Annotated in this window: 12 protein-coding genes, 3 tRNA genes and 1 pseudogene; 3 read left to right on the top strand and 13 right to left on the bottom strand. The window is 67.4% G+C overall.

Going from position 1 to position 15,133, the window contains the following annotated elements:
• Positions 1-4: 4 nt before the first annotated feature.
• From BM43_RS28925 to uvrC, 7 genes and pseudogenes are all read right to left on the bottom strand, one after another.
• Positions 5-436 carry a PAAR domain-containing protein gene (locus tag BM43_RS28925; protein ID WP_052409177.1) on the bottom strand — a complete coding sequence of 144 codons (432 nt, stop codon included), beginning with the start codon at positions 434-436 and terminating at the stop codon, positions 5-7.
• Between the two features lie 152 nt (positions 437-588).
• Positions 589-2,340 (bottom strand): lipid A export permease/ATP-binding protein MsbA, encoded by a 1,752-nt coding sequence (gene msbA, locus BM43_RS28920; protein WP_042285308.1) that lies wholly within the window; start codon positions 2,338-2,340, stop codon positions 589-591.
• 184 nt (positions 2,341-2,524) lie between these two features.
• Positions 2,525-2,598: transfer RNA gene (locus tag BM43_RS28915), tRNA-Cys, on the bottom strand.
• A 118-nt stretch (positions 2,599-2,716) separates the two neighbouring features.
• Positions 2,717-2,792, bottom strand: a tRNA-Gly gene (locus BM43_RS28910).
• A 62-nt stretch (positions 2,793-2,854) separates the two neighbouring features.
• A tRNA-Gly gene (locus BM43_RS28905) sits at positions 2,855-2,930 on the bottom strand.
• Between the two features lie 165 nt (positions 2,931-3,095).
• The gene (pgsA, locus tag BM43_RS28900; RefSeq protein WP_013697096.1) at positions 3,096-3,689 is read right to left on the bottom strand and encodes a CDP-diacylglycerol--glycerol-3-phosphate 3-phosphatidyltransferase; all 594 of its coding nucleotides are present in this window, start codon (positions 3,687-3,689) and stop codon (positions 3,096-3,098) included.
• Positions 3,690-3,784: 95 nt separating this feature from the next.
• A pseudogene (gene uvrC / locus BM43_RS28895) lies at positions 3,785-6,046 on the bottom strand (excinuclease ABC subunit UvrC); the annotation flags it as partial.
• A gap of 58 nt (positions 6,047-6,104) precedes the next feature.
• Here uvrC and earP point away from each other — a divergent pair.
• The 3 genes from earP (at position 6,105) to BM43_RS28880 (ending at position 9,676) form a co-directional block, all read left to right on the top strand.
• Positions 6,105-7,286, top strand: a complete 1,182-nt coding sequence (earP, locus tag BM43_RS28890; RefSeq protein WP_036052291.1) for an elongation factor P maturation arginine rhamnosyltransferase EarP — start codon at positions 6,105-6,107, stop codon at positions 7,284-7,286.
• A 166-nt stretch (positions 7,287-7,452) separates the two neighbouring features.
• Positions 7,453-8,010 (top strand): elongation factor P, encoded by a 558-nt coding sequence (efp, locus tag BM43_RS28885; protein WP_013697093.1) that lies wholly within the window; start codon positions 7,453-7,455, stop codon positions 8,008-8,010.
• 265 nt (positions 8,011-8,275) lie between these two features.
• Positions 8,276-9,676 carry a sigma-54-dependent transcriptional regulator gene (locus tag BM43_RS28880; RefSeq protein ID WP_013697092.1) on the top strand — a complete coding sequence of 467 codons (1,401 nt, stop codon included), beginning with the start codon at positions 8,276-8,278 and terminating at the stop codon, positions 9,674-9,676.
• 95 nt (positions 9,677-9,771) lie between these two features.
• On the opposite strand, the gene nagZ is transcribed toward BM43_RS28880, so the two are convergent.
• From nagZ to rnc, 6 genes are read right to left on the bottom strand one after another with little or no spacing between them, the layout of a single operon-like run.
• Entirely contained in the window at positions 9,772-10,800 is a 1,029-nt protein-coding gene (gene nagZ, locus BM43_RS28875; protein ID WP_036052293.1) for a beta-N-acetylhexosaminidase, read from the bottom strand.
• 27 nt (positions 10,801-10,827) lie between these two features.
• Complete coding sequence (gene acpS, locus BM43_RS28870) at positions 10,828-11,259, bottom strand: holo-ACP synthase (RefSeq protein ID WP_036052295.1); 432 nt, start codon at positions 11,257-11,259, stop codon at positions 10,828-10,830.
• A gap of 15 nt (positions 11,260-11,274) precedes the next feature.
• A complete protein-coding gene (gene pdxJ, locus BM43_RS28865) occupies positions 11,275-12,048 on the bottom strand; it encodes a pyridoxine 5'-phosphate synthase (protein WP_036052296.1) in 774 nt (257 codons plus the stop codon).
• Entirely contained in the window at positions 12,045-12,932 is an 888-nt protein-coding gene (gene recO, locus BM43_RS28860; protein WP_025098846.1) for a DNA repair protein RecO, read from the bottom strand. Before recO ends, pdxJ begins: the two co-directional genes overlap by 4 nt.
• Positions 12,919-13,821: a GTPase Era gene (era, locus tag BM43_RS28855; protein ID WP_036052298.1), complete on the bottom strand. Its 903-nt coding sequence runs from the start codon at positions 13,819-13,821 to the stop codon at positions 12,919-12,921. The genes recO and era overlap by 14 nt, the downstream gene beginning before the upstream one ends.
• 59 nt (positions 13,822-13,880) lie before the next feature.
• The gene (rnc, locus tag BM43_RS28850) at positions 13,881-15,107 is read right to left on the bottom strand and encodes a ribonuclease III (protein ID WP_036052299.1); all 1,227 of its coding nucleotides are present in this window, start codon (positions 15,105-15,107) and stop codon (positions 13,881-13,883) included.
• Positions 15,108-15,133: the final 26 nt, after the last annotated feature.

Genomic DNA, 15,133 nt, shown 5'->3' with positions numbered 1-15,133 from the left:
TCGATCACTGCCGCACGATCATCGACGCGGCACACCTGGCGGCGACAAGCATGCAGGAGAGGCAGATGCCGCTGGAAGGCTGGGCAACCTCGGGATCGAGCGCCCGTTGAAGGCCCGGTGAAGTGAAACCCATGCGGCGCAGTTCGTTCGACTCGAACGATTGAAACATCGAGCATTGCGACGCGACCATCGTCGGGCGCGGATCACATCCGCATGCGACCTCATCACCTTCCAGCGCTGCCTGGCGGCCCATCAAGTCATCCGCCCAGCGTGGCCCTGCGGCAACGATGATGCCGGTCTGGCGGCACGCCGGGCAGCTGACCCCGGCGCCTACATAGGTCAGTTCGATACCGTCGCAAGTCATGGACGCAATGCCGTCGACAACCCTCCCGCCGCTGGTCGAACAATCGCCCACCCGGAGATAGTTTCGCTTCATTTGCTGGCCCCTCGGTTGCTGAGGATCCGATTAATAACCGAGGAAGAATGGAGCGTCGAGCGACATAAGGTTACGGGTGCCCGTTGTGGAGACGTGGCCGCTTGCCCCTCTCGAAAAAGACCAGCGCGATCGGGCCGCGCGAATCAGGCGCGTCATCCGGACGCGGACGCTTCCTGCTGGTACTGGGTCCGATGGAGCCGCGCATAACGGCCCCCGGCCTGCAACAACACCGCATGACTGCCCTGCTCGACGATGCGCCCAGCTTCGAGCACCAGGATCCGGTCGGCACGTTCGATGGTCGAGAGCCGATGCGCGATCACGATCGTCGCGCGCCCTGCCATCAAGCGCTCGAGCGCGTCCTGCACCAGACGCTCCGACTCGGAATCGAGCGCCGATGTGGCCTCGTCGAGAATCAGCACCGCCGCGTCCTTGTAGATGGCCCGCGCAATCGCGAGGCGCTGTCGCTGGCCACCCGACAGGCGCATGCCGTCGCCACCGATCATCGCGTCGAGTCCGTCTGGCATGGCCGCCACCGTGTCGGCCAGATTGGCGGCACGCAGCGCCGCCCAGACCCTCTCGGGATCGGGCGTGCTGCCATAGGCGACATTGGCCGCGATGCTGTCGTTGAACAGCACCACGTCCTGGCTCACCATCGCGATCTGGCCACGCAGATCGTGCATGTCCAGCTCCGTGATCGGCACGCCGTCGAGCAGTATGGCGCCGCCGGTCGGATCGAAGAAGCGCGGCAGCAGGTTGGCCAGCGTCGTCTTGCCGCCGCCGGAAGGTCCAACCAGCGCCACCATGTCGCCAGGCCGGATCGTGAAGGAGATGCGCTCCAGCGTCGGCCGCGCCGCGCCTTCGTAGGCGAACGACACCTCGCGATACTCGATCTCGCCACGCGCCTTCTCGATCCGGCGGCCGCCCTGGATCGCCTCGGGAGGTTCGTCGATCAGCCGGAAGATCAGTTCGGCCGCGGTCATCCCGCGTTGCAGCGGCTGGTTGACCGACATGAGCTGCTTGAGCGGCGAGATCGCCAGCAGGGTCGCCAGGATGTAGGTCATGAAATCGTTGCCGTTGCCGTGCCCGTGCAAGGCCTGGTAGATCGAGATGGCGATCACCACGGCGATCGCGATCGACGCCAGCAGTTGCGTCAGCGACTGGGCCAGGCCGCCCGAGGCGATGCCGCGGATCGCATACCCCTTGAGACGGCGGCTCATGGCCATGAAGCGATCGATTTCATACTGCTCGCCGCCATGGATCTTGACCACCTTGTAGCCGGACACGATCTCCTCGACGACGTAGGACAAGTCGTTCGTCATCGCCTGCTGTTCGCGGTTCAAGCGGCGCATGCGCCGGTTGATCTGGCCGGCCAGCCAGCCAATGCCGGGCAGCACCACCGCGATCACCAGCGTCAGGCGCCAGTTGAGATAGAACAGGTAGGCGAGGTAGCCGATCACGGTCAGCGCGCCCTGGACCGAGGTGACGAGCGCGCTGGTCACGATCAGCAGCACCTGGTTGGCTTCGGACACCACGGCATTGATGATCGTGCTGGCGGTCTCCCGCTGGAAGAACGGCGCGCCGGCGCGCACCACTCGCTCGATCATGGCCTCGCGAATCCGGATCACCACGTTGTTCGATACATAGCCGAGCAGGTAGCTGGAGGAGAACTGCGCGACCCCGCGCAGGCAGGCCAGCCCAAGGAAGGCAAGCGAAATGCTCCACCAGGCGGATTGCGGTGCGTGCGGGCTGAATCCCTCGTCGAGCAAGCGCCGCAGGAAAGCGGGCACATAGGCCTCGGTCGCCGCCACCAGGGCCGTGGCGAGGAAGCCGAGTGCGGTGATCCCCGCTACCGGACGCACATAAGGCCATAACCGTTGAAACGCGCTTCTTGCCGAGAGACTCATGATGACCTTGTCGATGCCGCGCAATCCGCGCCTGCCAGGCGGCATCGCGCGACGGGGCGTGACCCTGTCGTGAACGGGCGCGTATTTTAGTACGGCGACTCGCGCGTCAAGGCGCCGGCTACAGGGCTGCAAGGGAGAAACAAGGACGGAAAAACGAAAAGCCCCGCGAACGCGGGGCTTTTTCTGGAGGCGCGAGCCGGAGTCGAACCGGCCTACACGGCTTTGCAGGCCGCTGCATAACCGCTTTGCTATCGCGCCATAAGCGGACTTACGACCGTCGCGATACCGATGCAACGACCGCAGATTTTTATCCGGCGAAACCCGGCAAGCCGGAAAATTCGCCAAACAAAAAGGGAAGCCTGGCTTCCCCTTGTTTTGGAGCGGGAGACGAGTCTCGAACTCGCGACCTCAACCTTGGCAAGGTTGCGCTCTACCAACTGAGCTACTCCCGCATGTCCTGCAAAATCCAGCCCTTGCCGAACCACTACTGCTTCAACAAAACGCTGCTTGAATCTGGAGCGGGAGACGAGTCTCGAACTCGCGACCTCAACCTTGGCAAGGTTGCGCTCTACCAACTGAGCTACTCCCGCGTTTTGCTTCCTGCTGCCATCGCCACATTACTTGCTGGCATCTCCGCGCTTCTGCTTCGTTCGCTGCTGCGTTCGTTTCAGTGCAGCGGAGAAATAAGATTATGTAGAAGCTGTTTCAGTGTGTCAAGCGTTTTTCGCACCCTTTTTCTCGACACCTGCAAAATCTCACATCGCACCGCCTCGCTCGCGGATCTGCGGCCAAGCCAGCTTCATGTAGTACAGCATCGACCAGATCGTCAGCACCGTCGCGAGGTAGATGAGCCAGAGCCCCCACACGCGGGTGTCGATCGCGATACCGCCCCCAATCGGCAGCGCGCCATAGTACAGCAACATCGGGATCGCGACCATCTGGCAGGCGGTCTTGAACTTGCCGAGCGAATTCACCGCCACGCTCTTCGAGGCGCCGATCTGCGCCATCCATTCGCGCAGCGCCGAAATCGCGATCTCGCGACCGATGATCACCAGGGCGATCGCCGCGTCGATGCGCGCGAGCTGCACCAGGATCAGCAGCGCGGCCGTCACCATCAGCTTGTCCGCCACCGGGTCGAGGAAGGCGCCGAACGCCGAGGTCTGGTTCCACTTGCGCGCCAGGAAGCCGTCGAACCAATCGGTCAGCGCGGCCAGCACGAATACCAGCGCGGCCGCGAGGTTGCGGTGCTCGACGCTCATCATCACGTCCGGCAGGTAGAACAGGCCGACTACGAGCGGAATCAGCACGATTCGCACCCAAGTCAGGAAAATCGGGAAATTGAACGGCATGACGGGCTGGACGTGTAAAGGATGTGCAATTGTGCCGCGCCGCCCGGCCTGCCACAAGCCGAGCGGAATCCGCGGCCCGAAGGCCCCGCGCCGCCTCAGTGCAACTGGCGGTAGATCTGCTCGGCCAACGCGTGCGAGATGCCCTCCACGCTGGCCAGCTCCTCCACGCTCGCGGCCACCACGCCGCGCAAGCCGCCGAAGCGCGCCAGCAGGCGCTGGCGCCGCTTCGCGCCAACCCCTTCGAGCTCCTCCAGCCGCGAGGTCTGGCGCGTCTTGGCACGCTTGGCGCGCATGCCGGTGATGGCGAAGCGATGTGCCTCGTCGCGAATCTGCGCGACCAGCATCAGGGCCGCGCTTTCCTTGCCGAGCTCGAGCGGGGGGCGGCCGTCGACGAACACCAGCGTCTCCAGGCCGACCTTGCGCCCCTCGCCCTTGGCCACGCCCACCAGCATCGACACGTCGAGCCCGAGTTCGGTGAACACCTGGCGCGCCACCTCCACCTGCCCCTTGCCGCCGTCGATCAACACGATGTTCGGCAGCAGCGCGGCGGTGGCGCTGGCGCGCGTCGCGTCGCCGTCGATGCCGGCAGCCGCATCGGCCGCGGCCGTCTCGGCCGCCTGCTCGACCATCTTCTCGTAGCGGCGCGTGAGCACCTGGCGCATCGCCGCGTAGTCGTCGCCGGGCGTGATGCCGGTGATGTTGTAGCGGCGATACTCGCCCGACTGCATCTTGTGGTGATGGAACACCACGCAGGAAGCCTGCGTCGCCTCGCCCATGGTGTGGCTGATATCGAAACACTCGATGCGCAACTGGGCCAGGTCCTCGGCCTCGAAACCGAGCACCTCGGCCAGCGCGCGCGTGCGCGCCTGCTGCGAACCCTGCTCGGACAACAGCCGCGCCAGCGCGAGCCGCGCATTCTGCTCGGCCATCGACAGCCAGGCGCGCTTCTGGCCTTGCGGCTGGCGCAGCACCGCCACCTTGTGGCCAGCCTGCTCGACCAGCAGGTCGATCAGCTCGCGATTGGCCGGCGCGTGGCTGACCACCAGCACGGGCGGCACGCGGTTACCGAGATAGTGCTGGGCGATGAAGGCCTCGAGCACCTCGGTCTCGATCGAGATGCTGGCCGGATCGGCTTCCGTTTCCGCTCCCGTTGCTTCGGCTGCCTCGGTCAATTCATCGGCCGGAACAGCGGCATCGTCATCGGCCGCCAAGGGCGCCGGCACCTCGACGGCCGGCGCCGCGCCCGCCGCATCGGCTTCGGCCGCGGCCGCCTGCGCATCGACATCGCCGGGCAGGGTGCCGACCGCCGCCGCCAGATCCTCGACGATCGTCGCCTCCTCGCCGCCGGGCTCGCCGGCGCCTTCCGCCTGCTCGTCGCGCCCCGCCGCCAGCGCGATCGCGCTGTCGGCATGCGCCGGGAAATAGGCCTTGTCGCCGAGATGCCGGCCGCCGCGCACCATCGCCAGGTTCACGCAGACGCGCCCGCCATGCGCCACCACGGCCAGGATGTCGACGTCGCTCTCGCTGCCGACCTCGATGGCCTGCTGGTGCAGCACGGTCGACAGCGAGCTCATCTGGTTGCGCACTGCCGCGGCCTGCTCGAACTTCAGCTCGGCCGCGAAGGCGTGCATCTTCTGCTCGAGCTCTTTCATCACTTCGTTCTGCCGACCGAGCAGGAAGCGCGAGGCGTTCGAGACGTCGCGCGCGTAATCCTCCGCCTCGATCGCGCCGACGCAGGGCGCCGTGCAGCGGCCGATCTGGTGCAGCAGGCAGGGCCGCGTGCGATTGTTGAACACCGAATCCTCGCAGGTGCGCAGCTGGAACACGCGCTGCAGGATCTGGATGCTCTCGCGCACCGCCCAGGCGCTCGGGAATGGCCCGAAATACTGGTTCTTGCGATCGACGGCACCGCGGTAATAGGCCATGCGCGGAAACGCATGGCCGGTCAGCTTCAGGTAGGGATAGGACTTGTCGTCGCGAAACAGGATGTTGTAGCGCGGCGCCAGGGCCTTGATGAGGTTGTTCTCGAGCAGCAGCGCCTCGGCTTCCGAGCGCGTCACGGTGGTCTCGATCTTGCGGATGCGCGTGACCATCATCGCGATGCGCGGCGACAACTGGGTCTTGTTGAAGTAGCTCGAGACGCGCTTCTTCAGGTTGCGCGCCTTGCCGACGTAGAGCACCGCGCCACCGGCGTCGTAGTAGCGATAGACGCCTGGCAGGTGCGGCAATTGCGCGAGGATCGGCTTCGGCTCGAACGGCACATCGGCCGGGGCGGGCACGGGCGGCGATTCGGACTGGCTGGGCGAGGAGGACGGGTCGGACTGATCGGGGGCTGTCATGCGTGATCCGGGCGCCGTGGCGCGCGAACAGGTCATTTAGAATCGCCAGTTTAGAGCATTCACCCCGGTTTCTTCGATGCCCCCGATCCCTGACGCTGCCGCCCTTCCCGAGCCGATCGCCTGCGATATCTTCTGCACCGTGGTCGACAACTTCGGCGACATCGGCGTGTGCTGGCGCCTGGCCACCCAGCTCGCGCGCGAGCACGGCTGGCAGTTGCGCCTGATCGTCGACGACCTGCATACCTTCGCGCGCCTGGCACCGGCGGTCGATCCCGCCGCCAGGCGCCAGCATGTCGAGGGCATCGCCATCGAACACTGGGGCGAGCCCGTCCATGCCGGCGACACGCTGGCGATAGCCGACGTGGTGATCGAGGCCTTCGGCTGCGAGCTGCCGGCCGAGTACGTGGCCGCGATGGCGCGCCGCGAACGCGCGCCGGTCTGGATCAACCTCGAATACCTGAGCGCCGAGGACTGGGTCGCCGATTTCCACCAGCGCCCCTCGCCGCATCCGCGCCACGCCTTGCTGAAGAGCTTCTTCTTCCCCGGGCTCGGCCCCGGCACCGGCGGCGTGCTCAAGGAAGCCGGCCTGGATGCGCGCCGCGAGGCCTTCGAGGCCTCGGCCGAGGCGCGCGAGGCCTGGTGGCGGCGCGCCACCGGCGCTTCGGCGCCGGCGCGCGAGGCCTGCGTGATCTCGCTGTTCGCCTACGAGAATCCCGCCTTGGGTCCGCTGCTGGAACAATGGCGCGACGGCGAACTGCCGATCGTGCTGCTGGTGCCGGAGGGCCGGATCTGCCCGGAAATCGCCGCCTTCTTCGGCCTGGAGCGCTTCGGCGCGGGCAGCCGGGCCACGGCGGGCAGGCTCTGCGCCCACGGCCTGGCCTTCGTCGCCCAGCCCGACTACGACGCCCTGCTCTGGGCCAGCGACCTGAACTTCGTGCGCGGCGAGGATTCCTTCGTGCGCGCGCAATGGGCGCGCAAGCCATTTGTCTGGCATATCTATCCACAGGGCGACGACGCGCACCTGCCCAAGCTCGACGCCGCGCTCGCCCATCTCGTTGCCGGCCTGCCCGAGCCCGCGCGCGAGGCCGCCGCGCGCTTCTGGCACGCCTGGAACGGCGCGGGCACGCCGGATTGGGCCGATTTCATCGCCCATCGCGCCGCCTTCGAGGCGCGCGCCGGCGCCTGGGCGGAAGAACTGGCGGCGGTCGGCGATCTCGCTGGAAATCTGGCGGAATTCACAAAAACTCAGTTAAAATAAGCGGTTATCCAACGGCGGACCACGCAAGCGCGTTCCAGCCCCGGCGCTTCGAGCTACCCGGCGCTACCCGGGCCGGATCGGTCAAGCCCGGGCCCCACCGCCCTCGCTTGCGTTGTCGGCCGTTGCGCAACGTCAGGACAAATTTTTTGCACAGGACAGTTTTGATATGAAAACCGCACAGGAACTCCGCGTAGGCAACGTCGTGATGGTCGGCAGTGACGCGTGGGTCGTCGCGAAGGCCGAATACAACAAGTCGGGCCGCAATTCCGCCGTCGTCAAGATGAAGCTGAAGAACCTGCTGACCAACGCAGGCCAGGAATCGGTCTACAAGGCAGACGACAAGTTCGACGTGGTGGTGCTCGACCGCAAGGAAGTGACCTACTCGTACTTCGCCGATCCGATGTACGTGTTCATGGACGCCGACTACAACCAGTACGAAGTCGAAGCGGAAATGATGGGCGACGCGCTGAACTACCTCGAAGACGGCATGGCTTGCGAAGTCGTGTTCTACAACGAGAAGGCCATCTCGGTCGACCTGCCGACCGTCATCGTGCGCGAGATCACCTACACGGAACCGGCCGTCAAGGGCGACACCTCGTCGGGCAAGGTGCTGAAGAACGCCAAGATCGCCACCGGCTACGAGCTGCAAGTGCCGCTCTTTTGCAACACCGGCGACAAGATCGAAATCGACACGCGCACCAACGAATACCGCAGCCGCGCATAAGTTCGCGCAAACGGCTTGAAAAAGCGCCCTTCGGGGCGCTTTTTCTTTTCCGGAGCCAGATTATTGCGCCAAAGCCGCGATGCACAAAAGCCGATGCGTCGTCATACAGAAAAGGCATCAATTTGTATCTTCGGTAACTCTTTTGCTTTCAACCGCAAATACCGTACGCTAGCGGCGCCGAGGGACATAAAATTCCGACTCTAATCGAACAATAGGGCGCACACGCCCGTCACGTACGGCCGGCCCTTTGAACATTCCGCACACCATGCCACACGCCCTCATAGTCGAAGACGATCCCAACAGCTTGTCCGGCCTGACGGCGCTGCTCGCCGCGGACGGCTTCACGGTCGACACGGCCACCTCGCTCGCCGAGGCCCGCGCCGCGCTGGCGCGGACCATCCCCGACGTGGTGCTGGTCGACCTGAACCTGCCGGACGGCAGCGGCTTCGACCTACTCCAGCACCTGCCCCAGCCGCAGCAGCCGAACGGCGGCCTGCCGGTGATCGTGCTGACCGGCAATGCCACGGTCGAGAGCGCGATCGAGGGGCTGCGGCATGGCATCTGGGATTACCTGCTCAAGCCCGTCAACATCCCGCGGCTGCGCAGCCTGCTGGCGCGGATCCCGCGCCCCTACGAGCTGATCGAGGAAGTGCAGTCGCTGCGCACCACGCTGCGCCGGCTCGGCCGCTTCGGCCCCCTGATCGGCCGCAGCGACGCGATCCAGCACACCTACGACATGATCGAGCGCAATGCGCGCAGCGAGGCCGCGGTGCTGCTGTGGGGCGAAGCCGGCACCGGCAAGGAAGCCGCCGCCCGCGCGCTGCACGACCTGAGCCGGCGCCGCAAGGGCCCGTTCATCAAGTTCGACTGCCGCGCCGCGCTGCAACTGCCGCGCGTGCTCGAACTCGGCAGCATCGTGATCGAGAGCATGCTGTTCGGCCGCGAACGCGGCACCTACGGCGGCGCCGAGCGGCGCGAGCCGGGCCTGTTCGAGCAGGCCAGCGGCGGCACCCTGCTGCTCAAGGACATCACCTCGCTGCCGCTGTCGATCCAGGAAGCGCTGCTGCGCGCGCTCGACTCGCAGTCCTTCATGCGCATCGGTGGCTCGGCCGAGATCGCGACCGACTTCCGGCTGATCGCGACCTCGCGCCGCCCGGCCCGCGAGGCGCTCGACAACGGCACGCTGCGCGAGGACCTGTGGCTGCGTCTGGACGCCGCCTCGATCGCGCTGCCGCCGCTGCGCGAACGCGACGACGACATGCTGCAGATCGCCGAATCCTTCGTCGACGATCTCAACCGCGAAGCGCGCCAGGCCGGCCTGGGCGCGGTCGACAAGCGCATCGCGCCCGACTTCGTGCGCGAATGCCTGGCCTACGAATGGCCCGGCAACGTGCGCGAGCTGCGCGAACGCGTGCGGCTGGCCTACGAGGCCTCGGGCGATTTCATCGAGACGCTGCGCGCCAACGACGGCGTGTTCGTGCCGGGCGCCGCACTCAACGGCAGCAGCGTGCAGGTGCGCGTCGGCACGCCGCTGTCGGACGTCGAGGACCTGCTGATCCGCGCCACGCTCGACGCGGTCGGCGGCACGCGGCACCGCGCGGCCGCCCTGCTCGGCATCAGCCCGAAGACGCTCTACAACAAGCTGCAGCGCATGAAGATGAATTGAGCGAACCGGGCGGCGAAGCCGCTCCGTGCCGCTGGTTAACGACAAAGGCCGCGCCCAGCGCGGCCTTTGTCGTTGATGACGCGAGGCGAGACCAATCAGCCGAGCGTCTCGCGCAGCAGGGCCGAGGCACGCTGGTACTCGGACCGGCGCATCAGCTTGTCCCAGCTGGCGGGCTTGCCGCGCGGGCGCAGGCGGCGGATACGGCGCGCCGACTCGGCCGACACCTCCGCCTGCATCTCGTCGAGCACCTTCTCGGCCTGCTCGGGCTGGTTGCAGACCAGCACCATGTCGCAGCCGGCCTCGAGCGCCGCGTCGGCGGCCTGCGCGAGCGTGCCGCCGGCGCGCGCCGCCTCCATCGAGAGATCGTCGCTGAACACGGCGCCGGTGAAGCCCAGCCGCTCGCGCAGCACGCGCTGCAGCCAGATCGACGAGAAACCGGCCGGGCGCGCATCGACCTGCGTGTAGATCACATGCGCCGGGATCACCGCCGACAACGACAGGCCGAGCCAGTCATAAGGCGCCGCGTCGAGCTTGAGGATCTGCTCGAGCGGGCGGTCGTCGGTCGGCAGCGCGACGTGGGAATCGGCCTCGGCGAAACCGTGGCCGGGGAAATGCTTGCCGCAGTTCGCCATGCCGGCCAGCGCGAGCCCGTGGTTGAGGCTCTTGGCCAGCAGCGTGACCACCCGCGGGTCGCGATGGAAGGCGCGATCGCCGATCACCTTCGAGCGGCCGTAGTCGAGATCGAGCACCGGCGTGAAGCTCAGGTCGATGCCGCAGGCGCGCAACTCGGCGGCCAGCACATAGCCCACCGCGGTGGCGAGCTTGGTGGCGTGCAGCACGTCCTTGTCCCACAGCTCGCCCAGGCGCCGCATCGCCGGCAGCACCGTGAAGCCGTCGGTGCGAAAGCGCTGTACGCGGCCGCCTTCGTGGTCGACCGCGATCAGGATGTCCTCGCGCACCGCGCGGATCGCGTCGGTCAGCGCGCAGAGCTGGGCGCGGTTCTCGAAGTGGCGCGCGAACAGGATCACGCCGCCCGTGCGCGGATGCGCGAGGCGGCGCGCGTCGTCGCGCGTGAGCGTGGTGCCCACCACATCGAGCATGACGGGGCCGGGAGTCGGTTTCATCGAATCGGGTCCGTGGAAAAAGGAAGTTCAGTCGCGGGCGGCAACGGCGGCAGACGCGCCGTCGTCGGGCACCTCGGCGACCACGAACGACACCGCGTAGTCGCGTTCGTCGCTGACCGTCACGCGGGCCGTGATGCGCCGCTCGGCCAGCCACGCGGCGAGTTCGCCGGAAGCCAGCACATAGGGTTGGCCGCTCGCTTCGTTGAGGGTCTGCAGGGCGCGCCAGGTCATCGGCCAGCGCATGCCGAGGCCGATCGCCTTCGAGAACGCCTCCTTCGCCGAGAAACGCGTGGCGAGGAAGGCGATGCCGCGCGCCTCGGAGCGCTTGCGGCGCGCCGCGAACACGCGCAGCTCGTCGGGGCCGAGCACCTTCTCGGCGAAGCGGCCGCCGGTGCGTTCGAGCACCGCCGCGATCCGGCTCACCTGGACGATGTCGGTGCCGATGCCGTAGATGGCCATGAGCGCGGCCCGGGCTCAGCGGCCGCCGTGACGCGCGGCCACGCGCGCGGCGACCATGATCGCCTTCATCTCGCGCACCGCGTTGTCCCAGCCGGTGAAGATCGACTGCGCGACGATGGCGTGGCCGATGTTCAGCTCGACGATGCCGTCGATCGCGGCGATCGCCTGCACGTTGGTGTAATGCAGGCCGTGACCCGCGTTGACCTTCAGGCCCAGCGCGACGCCGGCGTCCACGCCGGCCACCACGCGCTCGAATTCGCGCTGCTGGCCGGCCGCGTCGTGCGCCTCGGCGTAGGCGCCGGTATGCAGCTCGATCACCGGCGCGCCGGCCTCGTGCGCGGCACGAATCTGCTCGGCATCGGGATCGATGAACAGCGACACGCGCACGCCCGCCTCGGCGAGCTGCCGGCAGGCGGCACGCACGCTCTCGAAATGGCCGGCCACGTCGAGGCCGCCCTCGGTGGTCAGCTCCTCGCGCTTCTCGGGCACCAGGCAGGCGTCGTGCGGCTGCACCTCGCAGGTGATGTCGAGCATCTCCTGGGTAATCGCGCATTCGAGGTTCATGCGCGTGGTGAGCAGCGGGCGCAGCGCGCGCACGTCGGCGTCGCGGATGTGGCGGCGATCCTCGCGCAGGTGCAGCGTGATCGCGTCGGCGCCGGCCTGCTCGGCGGCCAGCGCGGCGCGGATCGGGTCGGGATAGGCGGTGCCGCGCACGTTGCGCAGCGTCGCGACGTGATCGATGTTGACGCCGAGATCGATGACGGTCGGCGCGGTCAGGAAGAAGCTCATAGGTTTTGCAGGTCGATCAGGATCTGGCGCGTGGCGAGCGGCGTGCCGCCCAGATAGGTGTTGAGCAGGAAGCGCATCAGCGTCTTGCTTTGCGCGACGGTCTGGGCACGATGGTAATCGTCCTCCTCCATGTCGAGCAATGTCTGGCCCGCGACCACCGGCCAGTGGGCCGGCAATTCGTCGCTGGCCTCGCGCACGCCGCGCTCGGGGTCGAACACGTAGCGCCCCTCGGGCTGCACCGCGCGCCGCGCCGTGGTGCGGTTCAGCGCCCGCGCATAACCGGTCTCGCGCAGCAGCACGCGCTCGAACGAGCGCAGCACCTGCACGGCCGGTTCGTCGTGCGCGAGCCGCGCCAGCGTCACGAGGTAATGCTGGAACAGCGGCGGGAACGGATCCTCGCGTGCGCAGAACTTCACCAGCAATTCGTTGACGTAGAAGCCGCAGAGCAGCGCGTCGCCGCCCAGCGGCAGCATGCCGCCGACCCACTCGGCACCGGTCAGGGTGCGCATCTCGGACTTGCCGGACCAGGACAGCGAGAGCGGCTGGAAGGTCTGCAGCACACCGCGCAGCGCCGAGTGCGGGCGCTTGGCGCCCTTCGCGACCAGCGCGACGCGACCGTGGTCGCGCGTCAGCACGTCGATGATCAGGCTGGTTTCGCGATAGGGATAGCTGTGCAGCACGAAGCCGGGCTGCTCGGAGACGCGGAAGTCGGAAGCGCGCGCGGAAGGACGGCGCGGCTTGCGCGCCGGCGCCGGCTCGGCGGCCGGGGCGGGAGCAGCGGAAGCGGCCGGCGCGGAGGAAGCCGCCGACGCTAACGGCGGCGCCGGATCGACGACGGACACGGGAAGCTCGTCGGCGCCGTGCGTGTCCTCATTCGTACCCATAGGCACGGAGCCCTGCTTCGTTGTCGGCCCAGCCGCTCTTCACCTTGATGAAGGTTTCGAGATAGACCGGTCCATCGAACAGCTTCTCCATGTCGAGCCGCGCCTCGGTGCTGATCTGCTTGAGCTTGGCGCCCTTCTTGCCGATCACCATCGCCTTGTGCGAATCGCGCTCGACCAGGATGGTGGCGAACACGCGCGTCAGGCGCCCTTCCTCCTCGAACTTGTCGATGATCACGGTGCTGGTGTACGGCAGCTCGTCGCCGGTCCAGCGAAACACCTTCTCGCGCAGGATCTCGGCGGCGAGGAAGCGCGAGCTGCGATCGGTCAGGTCGTCCTCGCCGTAGATCGCCTCGCCTTCCGGCAGGTAGGGCTTGACCGTTTCCATCAGGCGGCTGATGTCGTCGACATGCTTGGCCGACAGGGGCACCACCTCGGCGAACTCGCGCAGCTCGCCCATCTGCTTCAGGAACGGGAACAGCGAGCTCTTGTCGGTGATCCGGTCGAGCTTGTTGAGGATCAGCAGGGTCGGCACGCTCTTCGGGATCAGGTCGAGCACCTTCTGATCGTCGGGACCGAAGCGGCCCGCCTCGATCACGAACAGGATCGCGTCGACGCTGGTCAGCGTCGAGGTGACGGTGCGATTCAGCGAGCGGTTCAGCGCGGTGCTGTGGCGGGTCTGGAAACCGGGCGTGTCGACGAAGATGTACTGCGCGTCGGGCAGCGTGTGGATGCCGGTGATGCGGTGGCGCGTGGTCTGCGCCTTGCGCGAGGTGATGCTGATCTTCTGGCCGACCAGCGCGTTCATCAGCGTCGACTTGCCGACGTTGGGCCGGCCGACGATGGCGATCATGCCGCAACGGAAACCGGCGGGGGTGGCGGGTGCGTTCATATCAGGCTGCTGCAATTCGGGGCGGGCCGCACGACGCGGCTCGCGGATGGATCAGGGATTCAATGGCCGGCATCGGCCACGCGCAGGGGCGCGGCGGCGAGATCGGCGTCCGGCTCGCCGGACAGCGTCGCGGCGGTGTCGCGTGCACGCAACGTCCGATCCGGGGCGCCGGCGCCGCGCGAGGCGGCTTCGGGCTTGTCGGCGGCCGGCGCGGTCTTGTCGCCGGCAGGTTTTTCCGTGGATTTCTCGGCGGGCTTGTCAGCAGGCTTGTCGGCGGGTTTGTCGCTGGCGACCAGCTTCTCGGCCACGGCCGGCGCCGGCTTGTCGGCAGGTCTTACCGCACGTTCCGCGCGCTCGCCCTTGTCGGCGCCAGCTTCGGCATGCGCGCCGGCACGGATCACGGCCACCGGCGCGCCGCGCTCGGCAGCCGTTTCCGCCGGTGCCTTGGCGGCCTCGCCCGGCGCGGCGCTCGCCGCGGCAGCGGCGCGCTCCTTGCGTTCCGGCGTCGAGCGCAGGTCCAGCGCTTCCTGCACGCCCTTCACGCCCGGCACGATCTCCGGCTCGGCCTTGGAGGCCCGCGCGCTCTTCGAGCGCTTCGGCTTGGCGGCCGCCATCGGCCGCGCCATCACCTCGTCGAGCGCCTTCTTCGCGGCGGCCTGCTCGGCCGCGCGGCGGCTCGCGCCCGAACCCGATACCTTGATATCGAGCTTGGGGACCGTGCACTCGACCTCGAACTGCTGATTGTGCGCCGCACCATGCGTAGCCACCACGGTATAGGTGGGCAGCGCGATCTTGTGGCCCTGCAGATACTCCTGCAGCAGCGTCTTGGCGTCCTTGCCCAGCGTGCGTGGATCGATGTGGTCGAGGATCGGGATATAGAGGCGCTTGATCACCCCCTGGGCGGCTTCGAAGCCGCCATCGAGGAAGACCGCCCCGATGATGGCTTCGAACGCGTCCGCGAGGATCGACGGGCGGCGGAAGCCGCCGCTGCGCAGCTCGCCCTCGCCGAGCCGCAGGCCTTCGGAGATATTGAGGGCCTGAGCGATCTCGTACAGCGACTGCTGCTTGACGAGATTGGCCCGCACGCGCGACAGGTCGCCTTCGTCCAGCTTGCTGAAGCGCTGGAACAAAAGGGCGGCCACCGCGCAATTGAGAACGGAATCGCCGAGAAACTCGAGCCGTTCGTTATGCGTGGCGCTGTGGCTACGATGGGTCAAAGCCTGACGCAGCAATTCCGCATTGCGAAATTCGTAGCGCAGCCGGCTTTCCAACTGGGACTGAGGCATGTGCAGGAGTATAACGCGGGCGCCGG

This window comes from Burkholderia gladioli (genome assembly GCF_000959725.1).
GTDB lineage: Bacteria > Pseudomonadota > Gammaproteobacteria > Burkholderiales > Burkholderiaceae > Burkholderia > Burkholderia gladioli.
Note: the sequence above shows the minus strand (reverse complement) of the source record. Positions and strands in the feature narration are given on the sequence as shown.